Raw genomic sequence first — 12019 nt, 5'->3', positions numbered from 1 at the left:
TCCAGCGCGGGAGCCGGGTTGGCTTCCCAGACTGCTTATTTTCACCACCAGACGGCCCGCTCCCGCGCGACCCGTTTTCTGGCTCACCCCTGCGTTTGCTCGCGGGGCTAAAGGTGCTTTCTCTCTCCCCTCTTTCCCGGCGAAGGCCGGGATCCAGTGATCATCAAGCGCTACGCATCCGGCTCTGGGCCCCGGCCTTCGCCGGGGAAGAGGATGAGAGGAGGCGTGAAATCCCGGGCGAGCATCGCGAAGACCCGGGACCTCCCTCCGCGAATAGCGCCTTATCCTGAGGGAAACCCCGGCTCTGCGCTGCGCTGGGCCGGGGTTTCAGAGACCCAATCAAAAAAACCCCGGAGCTCGGCTCCGGGGTCTTCAAATCACGGATAGACGAAACGCCTAGCCCAGAAGCTTTTTGGCGAGGATTTCGTTGACGGCTTGCGGGTTCGCCTTGCCGCCCATTGCCTTCATCACCTGGCCCACGAACCAGCCCATGGTCTTGGGCTTGTCCTTGACCTTTTCGGCTTGTTCGGGGTTCGCCGCGATCAGATCGTCGATGACCTTTTCGATGGCGCCGGTATCGGTGACCTGTTTCATGCCGCGATCGTCGACGATCTTAGCCGGGTCGCCGCCTTCCGCCCAGACGATCTCGAACACGTCCTTGGCGATCTTGCCGGAAATGGTCTTGTCGCTGATCAGCGAGACGATGCCGCCCAACTGCTCAGGGCTGATCGGGCTTTCGGTGATCCCGAGCCCTTCTTTGTTGAGGCGACCGAACAGCTCGTTATTCACCCAGTTCGCGGCGAGCTTGGGATCGCGGCCTTCGAGCACTTTCTCGAAATAGTCCGCACGGTCCTTGTCGGCGGCCAGCACAGACGCGTCGTATTCACTGAGGCCCAGCTCCTCGACGAAGCGCTTGCGCTTGTCGGCGGGCAGTTCGGGCAGGTTCGCCTTCAGATCGTCGATGAAGCTCTGCTCGAGCACCAGCGGCAGCAGGTCAGGATCGGGGAAATAGCGATAGTCATGCGCTTCTTCTTTGGAGCGCATGGAGCGGGTCACCCCGGCGTTGGCGTCAAACAGGCGCGTTTCCTGATCGATCGTGCCGCCCTCCTCCAGAATATCCACCTGACGCTGGGCCTCATATTCGATGGCCTGCATGATGAAGCGCAGCGAGTTGACGTTCTTGATCTCGCAGCGCGTGCCCAGATGCTCGAACGAGCCGGTCTCGATGAATTTCTCATACTGGCCCGGACGGCAGACCGACACGTTCACATCGGCGCGCATCTGGCCCTTTTCCATATCCCCGCCGCAGGTGTCGAGATAGCGAAGGATCGTGCGCAGGGTGCGCACATAAGCCGCCGCATCAGCGGGCGTGCGCAGATGCGGCCGCGAGACGATCTCCATCAGCGCCACGCCGGAGCGGTTCAGATCCACATAGGTGGCGTTGGGATCAAGATCGTGGATGGATTTGCCCGCGTCCTGCTCCAGGTGCAGACGCTCGATGCCCACAGTAAACAGGGTGCCGTCATCGCGTTCGCACTCGATCTCGCCTTCGCCCACAATCGGGTGCGCGAACTGGCTGATCTGATAGCCCTGGGGCAGGTCGGGATAGAAATAATTCTTCCGGTCAAAGCGCGAATAGGCGTTGATCTGAGCGTTCAGCCCCAATCCCGTGCGCACGGCTTGCGCGACGCAGGCCTCATTGATCACAGGCAGCATTCCGGGCATGGCGGCGTCAACCAGGCTCACTTGCGTGTTGGGCTCCGCGCCAAAGGCCGTCGCGGCGCCGGAAAACAGTTTGGCGTTGGATTTGACCTGGGCGTGCACCTCCAGCCCCATGACGATTTCCCAATCGCCCGTGGCGCCGTTGATGACGTAGGTGTGCTCGCTGCTCATGGCGGTCTTCTCTATCTCAACTAACAAAGATCATCCTCACACAGGGGTGACGATGACGCTTCCGATTTTCTCTCCGGCTTCCACCCGTTTATGGGCGTCGGCGCACTCTTCCAAGGCATAAACACTGTCGATGCGCGGTTTCAGCGCGCCCTCGGCCAGCGCACGGCTCACATCCTGTACTGCGGCGGCCCGCTGGGCGGGGGGCAGCGTGTAGACGAACACGCTCTGAAATCCGGCGTTCTTGAACATCAGATCATAAAACGGCAGTTCGGGCGTCTTCTCGCCCTCACTGCCATAGCTGGCGATCAGGCCGTGGGGACGGATCAGGGCGACTGACGCCGCCAGATTGCCGCCGAACTCCACCTCGACGATATGGTCGACGCCCTCGCCGTCTGTGGCGGCCTCGACCGCTTCGACCACGTCCTGATGGCGGTAATTGATGACATCATCCGCGCCCGCTTCGAGCGCCGCTTCGGCCTTTTCAGGACCCGACACCGTGGCGATGACAAGGCGCGCGCCCATCCATGTCGCCAGCTGGATCGCCTGAAGCCCCACAGCGCCCGCGCCGCCGGTGACGAGCACGGTCTTTCCCTGTACCGGGCCATTCGCCGTCAGGGCGCGATGGGCGGTCAATGCGGGCACGCCCAGACACGCGCCTTCTTCAAAACTCACGGCGTCGGGCAGCGCGCCGGTGAACTCGGCCGGGACGACGCAGATTTCGGCGCAAGTTCCGCCCGCGCGCTTGAAGGCGGCGTTGAATACAAACACCCGCTCGCCGATCCGGGCCGGGTCGACGCCCTCGCCCACCGCCTTGATGACGCCGGCGCCATCAGAATGAGGGATCTGCCGCGCCACACTCATCGGTCCGCGCAGGCCCGCACGCGTTTTCACGTCTGACGGGTTCACGCCCGACGCCTTGATGAACACCGCCACCTCGCCGGGGCCGGGCGCAGCTTCAGGGCGTTCGCCCAGCGTCAGCACGTCGTCGGCTGCGCCCTGATCTTCATACCAGATCGCGCGCATCAGTCCGGCTCCCCGTCGGGTGCAGGCGCGTCGACAGGCGGGTTTTTCGCCATCTCATCGAGCGAGCGCTTCAAACGCGTGAAGAAAATCGTGTTCATCACCCCAATGCCGCCGGTGACCAGCAAAGTGATCCCCACCGCCATCTGCACGCCGCCCTCGCCCAGTCGCCCGGACGCCAGAAGCGCGCCGAAAATGGCGACCAGGCCGAAACCGATCATGAGGAGGCGGGGAAGATTGGTCATGGGCACGCCGTTTGTCCTCCCCCGTTCACGGGGGAGGTGTCTGACGCGCAGCGGAAGACGGAGGGGGGAGAGGATGTCCCCGCCCCCTCCGGCCCTGTCGGGCCACCTCCCCCGTGAACGGGGGAGGACACTGCGCGTGTGATTTTCATCACCCCCACCACTGCTCCGGTTTCGCACTAAAGCCAGCAGCGGTTTCCAGCGCGCCGCCGACGGCGAACATGGTTTCTTCGTCCAGCGCCTTGGTGATGACTTGAAGGCCCAGCGGCAGACCGTTGGCGTCGAGTCCAGCCGGAACGCTCATCGCCGGGATACCGGCGATATTGGCGGTCACGGTGAAGATGTCGTTGAGATACATCTCGATCGGGTCGGCGTCCGCTTTACTGCCAATGCCAAAGGCGGCGCTCGGCGTGGTGGGCGTCAGGATGGCGTCCACACCCTCAAAAGCGGCGTTGAAGTCTTCCAGGATCTTGCGGCGAACCTTCAGCGCTTTCAGATAATAGGCGTCATAATACCCGGCGCTCAGCACATAGGTGCCGATCAGGATACGGCGCTGGACTTCATCGCCAAAGCCCTGACCGCGCGTCTTCTCATAGGTGTCGGTCAGGTCGTCGCCCTCGACCCGCTGGCCATAGCGCATGCCGTCATAGCGCGCGAGGTTGGACGAGGCCTCAGCCGGCGCGATGATGTAATAGGCCGGCAGGGCGTATTTGGTCATCGGCAGGGAAATCTCGACGATCTCCGCGCCCTGATCTTTCAGCCATTGGGCGCCCTTCTCCCACAACGTATCAATGTCAGACGGCATGCCGTCCACGCGATACTCTTTCGGGATGCCGATCTTCAAACCCTTCACGCCGCGGCTGACCGCAGACACCATGTCCGGAACCGCGCCCGGATAGGAGGTTGAGTCCTTGGGGTCATGGCCAGACATCACCTGAGTGAGCAATGCTGTGTCCTTCACCGTCTTGCCGAACGGGCCGGGATGGTCGAGCGAGCTTGCGAACGCCACAACGCCCCACCGCGAACAGCGGCCATAGGTGGGTTTTGCGCCCACAAGCCCGGTGAACGCCGCCGGCTGACGGATCGAGCCGCCGGTGTCGGTGCCGGTGGCGCCATAGGAAATGCCCGCCGCCAGCGCCGCGGCCGAGCCGCCCGAGCTGCCGCCCGGCACCAGGTTTTCAGTCGAGCCCTTGGCGCGCCAGGGGTTCACCACCGGGCCGGTGGCGGCGGTTTCATTGGACGAGCCCATGGCGAACTCGTCCATGGAGGTCTTGCCAAAGAATACCGCGCCGGCGTCCCAAAGATTTTGAGAAACGGTGGATTCGTAACGCGGCTTGAAGCCTTTGAGGATGTTCGAGCTGGCGGTCGTCTCAACGCCATAGACGCCGAACAAATCCTTGATGGCGATGGGCGCGCCGTCCAGGGCGCCCGCCTCGCCTTTCGCCCGGCGCGCGTCAGAGGCTTGCGCCATCTCTTTCGCCTTGTCGCCATCGATTGAGGTGAAGCAGTTGAGCGCGCCTTGCGCGGCCTCAGCGGCTTTCACGGTCGCGTCAGCCACTTCCACCGCCGAGAAGTCTTTCTTCTCAAGGCCGTCGAGCACGTCAAACAGGGAGAGCTGGGAAAACTCGGTCATCGCGCTTACTCCACGCTCTTGGGCACAACGAAGAAGCCTTCTTCGGCTTTCGGGGCGTTGGCCAGAATATCGTCGCGCTTGCCGCCATCGGTAATTTCGTCCGCGCGCAAGGGCAGCGGGGTCTGCACCGGGGTGGTCATCGGCTCGACGCCTGTGACGTCCACTTCATCAAGCTGCTCGACCCAGTCGAGAATGCCGTTGAGTTCATTGGTGAGCGAATCGAGACGGTCGCTCGGTTCGGCGATGCGGGCCAGACGCGCAATGCGGCGGACATCGTCTTGGGTCACAGACATGGGCAGGTCTCCGGATGGGAGGGCAAGGCTAAGCGCTCTGCGTACCAACGCCGGTGCTGCGGCGCAAGATTGTGACGGAGTCAGCCTCTTCCAAAGACAGGCCGACAGGCCTAAACCGGGCGCATGTTGTTTCTAGAACCCGCGCTCCTTCCCAAAGGGCCGCTGATGGCGGTCGATCCCGGCACGAAAACGCTGGGCGTCGCCGTCTCCAACACCGATCGCACCCTGGTCACGCCGCTGACCACCATCCAGCGCGTCAAGTTCACCCCGGACGCCCAGGCGCTGCTGACGCTGTATGACGAACGCAAATGCGCCGGTCTGATCGTGGGGCTGCCGCTGCATATGGATGGCGGGGATGGCCGCCGGGCTCAGTCCTCCCGCTCCTTCGTGACCAACCTTTTGCGCCTGCGCGATCTACCGATCTGCTTTCAGGACGAGCGGCTGAGCACCTTCGCAGCGACCCAATCCCTGCTCGAAGCGGGTGTGAAACATGCCCAACACAAGGATTTTGTGGACGCACAGGCCGCCGCGGTGATTCTGGAAAGCGCGATCGCCCGGATCAATGAAGGCGTCAGCCAGCCTCTGCCCTCGCCGGACGATCCCCTGTCATGACCGCAGTCGCCGACGCCCTCATCCCCATTTTCGGCGTGATTGCGCTCGGCTGGATCATGCGTCGGTCAGGTCTGGTGCGCACCGAGCTGTGGCGGGGCGTCAACCGGCTCAGCTATCAGGCGCTGCTGCCAGCCTTGCTGTTCTCGACCATTTCGCGCGCCGATTACGCCGGCCTGCCCGCCGGGCCCTTCCTGATCGCTGTGACCCTGGGCTTTCTGGTGATGGGCGTTGTGACCCTGGGCTTCAAACTGCTGCCCGTGGACGGTCCGGCCTATACCAGCCTGTTTCAGGGCTCGGTGCGTTGGAACGGGTTCGTCTTTCTGGCGGTGGCGGGACCGGCCTTCGGTCAGGAAGGCGAGGCGCTGGCGGCCCTGGTGTTCGCGCCGACCGTGCCGCTGGTGAACATCATGTCCGTGGCGGTGCTGACGATCTGGGGCGCCAGTCAGGTCAGTCCGAATATCCGCCGCGTCGGACTGCGGCTCGTCACCAATCCGCTGATCATCGCCTGTCTGGCCGGCGCGCTGGCGAATGCGCTGGGTTTGTTTCAATCCGGCCCGGTCGCCACAACAGCGGAGCTGGCCGGACGCGCCGCTTTGCCCCTGATCCTGTTGGCGATCGGCGCCGGTCTCGATTTCTCGGCGCTAAAAACCCGCCCGGGTCTGTTGAGCCTGGGCATCGTGCTGAAACTTGTCGTCGCGCCCGCCGTCTTTCTGGCCCTGGGCCTGCTCATGCAGGTGGAGGGCACGGCCCTGGCGCTGCTGGTGATGGTCGGCGCGACCCCCGGCGCCGCCGGCGCCTATGTGCTGGCGGCAGAAATGGGCGGGGACACCCGTCTGATGGCCGGCCATGTGACCGCCACGACCATTCTGGCCTTCTTCGCGATTCCCTTCTGGATCTGGATCGCCGGACTATGACCCAGATCATCCTCTCCGCCTTCCTGCCGGTCTTTATCGTCATCGCCCTGGGCTATGGGGTCCGCGCCAGCGGCTATGTCCCGCGCGAGCTGTGGCGGGGCGTCAACGCGCTGAACCATCGCCTCTTGCTGCCGAGCTTTCTCTTCACGCTGCTAGCGAGTGCGCAGTTTGACGGCGCGAACTCATTGATGATCGGCGGCGTGTCCGCCCTGGGGTCCGCCATCATGATCGTTTTGGCGCTGGGACTGGGTCGTCTGGTCAGTGTCTCTGGCCGAATTACCGCGCCCATGATCGCCACCGCCGTGATGTGGAATATCGTTCTGACCCTGGCGCTCGCAGACCGGCTGCTGGGCGACGCCATCGCCAGCGCGGGCGCCGCGGTATCGGCGACGGGCGTGATCATTGGCGCTGCGGCCACGGTGGCCGGCTTCGCCCTGACCTCGGGCCGGGGTCTGAGCGCAGCGCTCACCAAGACCGCGCGCGATCCGGTGGTGCTCGCCTGCGTGCTGGGCCTTCTCGCCAATCTGTCCGGATTGGGACGGATTGCGTTCCTCACAGCCCCGATCGAGATGATCGGCGCCGGCTCCATGGCGGTGATCCTTCTCTCCATGGGCGCAGGGCTGGATTTCAGGGCGCTCAAGGGCCGTCTGACGGTGTTGGCGTCCGCCGCCGTGCTGCGAACAGTCATCGGCCCTGTCGTCTATCTGGGACTGGCGCTGGTGTTCGGTCTGACCGGCGATCTCGCCGTACTGATGGCGATCGCCGGCGCCGCCCCCGCCGCCGCCTTTATCTATGCGGTCGCCGCCGATTTTGACGGCGAGGCGGGACTGACCGCCGGCATGATCACCCTCAGTGTTCTGACCAGCCTGATCACCCTGCCGGTGGCGGCCGCGATTGCGCTGTCGCTCTGATAGCCACTGATTTCTGACACGGGCCAGCTTGCCCGAACCCGTGTGCGCGCCTATACCCCCGCGAACGCTTATCGGGAGGCGCCTTTATGGAGCGCACAGGCTTCGCTTATGATTTTCCCCATGACAGCCTGTTGAGCGTCGGGGATCTCAACCCGCTCGACGTGCAGATGATTTTCGAGCGCGCCCGGCATCATTTCGACGCCGCGCGCCGCGGTGATAAGGCGGGCGACACCCTCAAGGGCCTCACCCAGATCAATCTCTTTTTTGAGAACTCCACCCGCACGCTGGCGAGTTTCGAGATCGCCGCCAAGCGCCTAGGCGCAGACGTGGTCAACTTCGCCGCCGGCAGCGCCTCGATCTCCAAGGGCGAAAGTCTCGATGACACCGCCCTCACCCTCGCCGCCATGCGCCCCGATGTGCTGGTCGTGCGCCATAAATCAGCCGGCGCGGCGGCGCATTTCGCTCGCGTCACCGGCGTGCCGACTGTGAATGCAGGCGACGGCGCCCATGAACACCCCACCCAGGCCTTGCTGGACGCTTTCACCCTGACCCGGCGCTGGGGCGAGGTGGGCGGCCGCCGCATCCTGATCGTCGGCGACATCCTGCATTCGCGCGTCGCGCGCTCGAACGTCTCTTTGCTGAACCTTCTGAACGCCGAAGTGCGCCTGTGCGGTCCCGCCACCTTGTTGCCCGCCGACGCGGATCGCTGGGGCGTCACGGTGTTTCATGATCTTGAAGAAGCGCTGGAAGGGTGCGACGCCGTGATGGCGCTGCGCATCCAGAAAGAACGCATGACCGGCGGGCTGATCCCGTCTGACCGCGAATACGCCGCGCTCTGGGGGCTCAATGAAGCCAGGCTTGAGCGCGCTAGCCCAGAGTGTCTCGTGATGCATCCTGGCCCGATGAATCGCGGCGTGGAGATCGACGGCGCTCTCGCCGATGATCCCGATCGCGCGGTCATCCTTGATCAGGTGGAAAGCGGCGTCGCCATACGCTCCGCCATTCTCGAACTGATCACCGGACGCGCGCCCAACGGCGCCATCGCCGACATGCGCGCTCACGACATGGACGGGCTGGGAGACGGCGCATGATGCTCTTTGAAAACGCCCGCCTGATCGACCCCGCCACCGGACGCGATGAGTTCGGCGCCCTGCGCATTCGAGACGGCCTGATCGTGGAGAGCGGGCCTGGCCTGACGCCGATGGATGAGGAGCGCGTCATCGACGCCAAAGGCGCGGCCCTGGCCCCGGCGTTGATCGATATGCGCTGCACGGCGGATCCCGCCTCAACGGGCGCCCGCGGCGTGGATGCTGCGGCGCGCGCAGCGGCGGCGGGCGGTGTGGCGACGCTGGTCCTGTCGCCTGAAAGCGGTGACGGCTTCAAGCGCCCTGAAGACATTGCGGCGGTGGATGCGGCGGCTCTGACCAGCGCGGTGCGCCTTTATGCGGCCGGGCTGTGCGTCAGCTCTCAAGAAGACATGGCGGAAATCGGTTTGATGCTGCGAGCCGGCGCGCTCTATCTGGGCGATGGCGGCGAGCCGATCCTGGATACGCGCCTGGCCCGCAGGGTGCTCGCCTACACGGCGGGCTTTGACGCCTGGATCAGCCTGCGCCCCGAAGATGCCGGGCTCAGCCGCGGCACAATGGCGACCGAAAGCGATCTGTCCATGCGCCTGGGTCTGCCCTCGCGTCCCGCGCAATCTGAAACCATGGCGCTCAAGCGCGACGCCGCTCTGGCGGCGCTCACAGGCGCACGACTGATCTTTGACCGGGTCACCACGCAAGACGCCCTGAACGCCGCTTCAGACGCGCGCGCCAGCGGTCTGGAAGTCGCGGTCACAGCGCCGCTCACCCATTTCACCTTTAACGACCTGGATACGGGCGGACTCGACCCGCGCTATCGGCTTGAACCGCCCTTGCGCAGCGAAGCCGACCGTGAAGAGCTGATCACCGCCCTTTCGGAAGGCCGGATCGACGCCATCGTCTCAGACCATGTGGCGTGCACCAGTGAATCCAAAGCCCATCCCTTCCCCGAAGCCGCGCCCGGCTCGGCCAGCCTTGAAGCCTTGCTGCCGGTTCTGTGCACGATGGCCGAGGATGGCCGAATGAGCTTGGCGGACGCCCTGCGGCCCGTCACCTCCGGCCCTGCGGACATTCTGGGTCTGGAACAGGGACGGTTGGACGAAGGCGCCCCCGCCGACCTGGTGGTGTTTGATCCCAACGCGCCCTTCGTTTATGGCCGCGGCCCGATGCAATGCCGCGCCCCCAGCGCCTTTTCTGGCCGCCGATTGTTCGGCAAGGCCTTGATCACCATCGCGGAAGGCGCGATTATCTATCAACTGGAAGACGAGTAGTCATGTTTGATCCCTGGTTCGCGGCGGCGCTGGTCGTCGGCTATGTGTTCGGTTCGATCCCGTTCGGCCTGCTGCTGACCCGGCTGGCGGGGCTGGGCGATATCCGAGCCGTGGGGTCGGGCAATATTGGCGCGACCAATGTGCTGCGCACGGGCCGCAAGGATCTGGCGCTCGCCACTCTTATTCTCGATTCGGGCAAGGCGGGCTTTGCGTGTCTTCTGTTCGCCGCACTCGCCTCACCCACCGCCGGTCTGATCGCCGGCGGCGCAGCGTTTTTCGGACATTGCTTCCCGGTCTGGCTGAAATTTCAGGGCGGCAAGGGCGTCGCGACTTTTCTGGGCGTGCTGCTGGCGGCGTTCTGGCCCGTCGGCGTGCTGACCTGTCTGGTCTGGCTGGGCATGGCGCTTCTGATGCGGATGTCTTCGCTGGCGGCGCTTACGGCCGCGCTGGCCGCGCCGCTTCTGGCTTACGCCTTCGGCCAGGAAGCCGTCGCCGTGCTGGCCCTGTTCCTGGCGGTGCTGCTCTATTGGCGGCACAAGGACAATATCGGCCGCATCCTCACAGGCGATGAACCCAAAATCGGGGCGAAGAAAGCGTGAAGCGACAGCTCCTCTCCCCGAAAGAGCGTGTGGACTGGCTTCGCCTGTCGCGCACATCGGGGGTTGGACCTGTCACCTTCGCCAAGCTGATCGAGCGGTTCGAGACTGCGTCAAACGCCATCGACAATCTCGCCGATCTGTCAAAACGTGGCGGACGCGCCAAGCCGCTGAAAGCCATCTCCCGCGAGCAGGCTGAGGCCGAGCTAGAGGATCATGACCAGTTTGGCGCGCGTTTATTGTGTGCGTGCGAGCCTGACTTCCCCGCGGATCTCGCCGCCATTGATCCGCCGCCGCCGGTGATCAGCGTCAAAGGCAAGCTGGGTCTCAAGGACCGAATGATTTGCGCCATGGTCGGCGCACGCAACGCCTCCGCAGCGAGCCTGCGCTTTGCGGGCGATCTGGCGCGGGGCTTGGGCGAACGCGGCGTGATCGTAGCGTCCGGATTGGCGCGCGGCATTGACGGCGCCGCCCATGCCGCGAGCTTAGAGACCGGAACCCTCGCCGTGCTGGCGGGCGGGCTCACCTCCATCTATCCGCCCGAACACGAAGCGCTCTATCACGCCATCGCCGACCAAGGCCTTCTGGTGAGCGAAACGCCGCTGCGGTATTCCCCACAAGCACGCGATTTTCCGCGCCGGAACCGGTTGATCTCCGGAGTGTCGCTGGGCGTTCTGGTGGTGGAAGCCGCCGAACGCTCGGGCTCTTTAATCACCGCGCGCTACGGGCTGGAGCAAAATCGTGAAGTCATGGCCGTGCCCGGCTCGCCCATGGACCCGCGCGCACGGGGCTCGAACCGCCTACTGCAGGACGGCGCCGCGCTGGTCCAAGGCGTGGAGGATGTGCTGGCGGTGCTCTCCGGCGCCCGCCGCACCAGCCTTCAGGAGCCCGGCGGATCAGAGTTCGAAGACGAGTTTGACGACGCGGACGCGCTGAATGACGCCGTTGAGGATATCCGCGAACGCATCGCCGCCCTGCTCTCGCCCACGCCGGTGTCACGCGACGAACTGGCGCGCCTGACAAAAGCCCCCGCCCGTGTGGTTCTGGCCGCCCTTGTGGAGCTGGAGCTGGCGGGGCGCTGCGAGATCTGGCCCAACGGCATGGTCTGCAGCGCCTATCAGCCTTGATGCGGCCTAATCGCGCGGGCTGCCGTCAGGGTAGAAGGGAAACAGCGTGTCCGCATCGACGCCCGGGGTCGCCTTGGGCGGGTTCTGCGTCAGATGCCTGCACTCTTGCTCGATCACATGGGCGGCGGTGGCCAGCATGACCGACGAATTGTTCAGATCCGCCCTGTGCGCCACATGAGACAAGGCGGAGAGCATTTCGATGAGATAGCCTGCCGCTTCTTCAGTCTTGGCGGACGCAGGCGGCGTCTCGTCACTATTGGATGAGTTTTGCGAGGGAGATTGTATCATGCGCGCGCTTTGATTGCTCGTGGAACAACTTAATGGCGAGCCGTATACCTGTGTTCGCGCCAAGGCAAGCGGAAGCGCCATGTTGACAGGTTGGGGAACTAACCCCACCTTCCGCCGCCATTGTCCGGGCTTGCTTG

At 64.5% G+C, this 12019-nt stretch carries 13 protein-coding genes; 7 read left to right on the top strand and 6 right to left on the bottom strand.

Annotation, left to right across the window (positions count from 1 at the left end; genetic code table 11):
- Positions 1 to 396 precede the first annotated feature (396 nt).
- From gatB to gatC, 5 genes are all read right to left on the bottom strand, one after another.
- Positions 397 to 1893 (bottom strand): Asp-tRNA(Asn)/Glu-tRNA(Gln) amidotransferase subunit GatB, encoded by a 1497-nt coding sequence (gene gatB, locus ACQ66J_RS13475; RefSeq protein WP_430432030.1) that lies wholly within the window; start codon positions 1891 to 1893, stop codon positions 397 to 399.
- A 36-nt stretch (positions 1894 to 1929) separates the two neighbouring features.
- Positions 1930 to 2916: an NADPH:quinone reductase gene (locus tag ACQ66J_RS13470; protein ID WP_430432029.1), complete on the bottom strand. Its 987-nt coding sequence runs from the start codon at positions 2914 to 2916 to the stop codon at positions 1930 to 1932.
- Entirely contained in the window at positions 2916 to 3158 is a 243-nt protein-coding gene (locus tag ACQ66J_RS13465) for a hypothetical protein (protein ID WP_375549222.1), read from the bottom strand. Before ACQ66J_RS13465 ends, ACQ66J_RS13470 begins: the two co-directional genes overlap by 1 nt.
- 148 nt (positions 3159 to 3306) lie before the next feature.
- Positions 3307 to 4788, bottom strand: coding sequence for an Asp-tRNA(Asn)/Glu-tRNA(Gln) amidotransferase subunit GatA (gene gatA / locus ACQ66J_RS13460; RefSeq protein WP_430432028.1), 1482 nt, complete (start codon positions 4786 to 4788; stop codon positions 3307 to 3309).
- A gap of 5 nt (positions 4789 to 4793) precedes the next feature.
- Entirely contained in the window at positions 4794 to 5081 is a 288-nt protein-coding gene (gene gatC / locus ACQ66J_RS13455; protein WP_022702094.1) for an Asp-tRNA(Asn)/Glu-tRNA(Gln) amidotransferase subunit GatC, read from the bottom strand.
- 165 nt (positions 5082 to 5246) lie between these two features.
- Here gatC and ruvX point away from each other — a divergent pair, with 165 nt between their 5' ends.
- From ruvX to dprA, 7 genes are all read left to right on the top strand, one after another.
- Positions 5247 to 5693, top strand: a complete 447-nt coding sequence (gene ruvX / locus ACQ66J_RS13450) for a Holliday junction resolvase RuvX (protein ID WP_430432027.1) — start codon at positions 5247 to 5249, stop codon at positions 5691 to 5693.
- Positions 5690 to 6607 (top strand): AEC family transporter, encoded by a 918-nt coding sequence (locus ACQ66J_RS13445; protein WP_430432026.1) that lies wholly within the window; start codon positions 5690 to 5692, stop codon positions 6605 to 6607. The genes ruvX and ACQ66J_RS13445 overlap by 4 nt, the downstream gene beginning before the upstream one ends.
- Entirely contained in the window at positions 6604 to 7518 is a 915-nt protein-coding gene (locus tag ACQ66J_RS13440; protein ID WP_430432025.1) for an AEC family transporter, read from the top strand. The genes ACQ66J_RS13445 and ACQ66J_RS13440 overlap by 4 nt, the downstream gene beginning before the upstream one ends.
- Before the next feature lie 86 nt (positions 7519 to 7604).
- The gene (locus ACQ66J_RS13435) at positions 7605 to 8609 is read left to right on the top strand and encodes an aspartate carbamoyltransferase catalytic subunit (RefSeq protein WP_430432024.1); all 1005 of its coding nucleotides are present in this window, start codon (positions 7605 to 7607) and stop codon (positions 8607 to 8609) included.
- Entirely contained in the window at positions 8606 to 9871 is a 1266-nt protein-coding gene (locus ACQ66J_RS13430) for a dihydroorotase (protein ID WP_430432023.1), read from the top strand. The genes ACQ66J_RS13435 and ACQ66J_RS13430 overlap by 4 nt, the downstream gene beginning before the upstream one ends.
- 2 nt (positions 9872 to 9873) lie before the next feature.
- Positions 9874 to 10470: a glycerol-3-phosphate 1-O-acyltransferase PlsY gene (gene plsY, locus ACQ66J_RS13425; RefSeq protein WP_430432022.1), complete on the top strand. Its 597-nt coding sequence runs from the start codon at positions 9874 to 9876 to the stop codon at positions 10468 to 10470.
- Positions 10467 to 11594, top strand: a complete 1128-nt coding sequence (gene dprA / locus ACQ66J_RS13420; protein WP_430432021.1) for a DNA-processing protein DprA — start codon at positions 10467 to 10469, stop codon at positions 11592 to 11594. The genes plsY and dprA overlap by 4 nt, the downstream gene beginning before the upstream one ends.
- A gap of 6 nt (positions 11595 to 11600) precedes the next feature.
- On the opposite strand, the gene ACQ66J_RS13415 is transcribed toward dprA, so the two are convergent.
- On the bottom strand, positions 11601 to 11882 hold the full coding sequence (locus tag ACQ66J_RS13415; protein WP_430432020.1) for a hypothetical protein: 282 nt from the start codon (positions 11880 to 11882) through the stop codon (positions 11601 to 11603).
- Between the last annotated feature and the right edge of the window lie 137 nt (positions 11883 to 12019).

The organism is Oceanicaulis sp. (assembly GCF_965284345.1).
Classification (GTDB): Bacteria; Pseudomonadota; Alphaproteobacteria; order Caulobacterales; family Maricaulaceae; genus Oceanicaulis; species Oceanicaulis alexandrii_A.
This window is presented reverse-complemented; position numbering and strand designations above follow the sequence as displayed.

Bases quoted from the DNA above. Each gene is read 5' to 3' on its own strand.
- ACQ66J_RS13415 (WP_430432020.1), bottom strand. From the start codon at position 11,882: ATGATACAATCTCCCTCGCAAAACTCATCCAATAGTGACGAGACGCCG.
- plsY (WP_430432022.1), top strand. From the start codon at position 9,874: ATGTTTGATCCCTGGTTCGCGGCGGCGCTGGTCGTCGGCTATGTGTTC.
- gatB (WP_430432030.1), bottom strand. From the start codon at position 1,893: ATGAGCAGCGAGCACACCTACGTCATCAACGGCGCCACGGGCGATTGG.
- gatC (WP_022702094.1), bottom strand. From the start codon at position 5,081: ATGTCTGTGACCCAAGACGATGTCCGCCGCATTGCGCGTCTGGCCCGC.
- ACQ66J_RS13435 (WP_430432024.1), top strand. From the start codon at position 7,605: ATGGAGCGCACAGGCTTCGCTTATGATTTTCCCCATGACAGCCTGTTG.
- ACQ66J_RS13465 (WP_375549222.1), bottom strand. From the start codon at position 3,158: ATGACCAATCTTCCCCGCCTCCTCATGATCGGTTTCGGCCTGGTCGCC.
- gatA (WP_430432028.1), bottom strand. From the start codon at position 4,788: ATGACCGAGTTTTCCCAGCTCTCCCTGTTTGACGTGCTCGACGGCCTT.
- ACQ66J_RS13445 (WP_430432026.1), top strand. From the start codon at position 5,690: ATGACCGCAGTCGCCGACGCCCTCATCCCCATTTTCGGCGTGATTGCG.
- ACQ66J_RS13470 (WP_430432029.1), bottom strand. From the start codon at position 2,916: ATGCGCGCGATCTGGTATGAAGATCAGGGCGCAGCCGACGACGTGCTG.
- ruvX (WP_430432027.1), top strand. From the start codon at position 5,247: ATGGCGGTCGATCCCGGCACGAAAACGCTGGGCGTCGCCGTCTCCAAC.
- ACQ66J_RS13440 (WP_430432025.1), top strand. From the start codon at position 6,604: ATGACCCAGATCATCCTCTCCGCCTTCCTGCCGGTCTTTATCGTCATC.
- ACQ66J_RS13430 (WP_430432023.1), top strand. From the start codon at position 8,606: ATGATGCTCTTTGAAAACGCCCGCCTGATCGACCCCGCCACCGGACGC.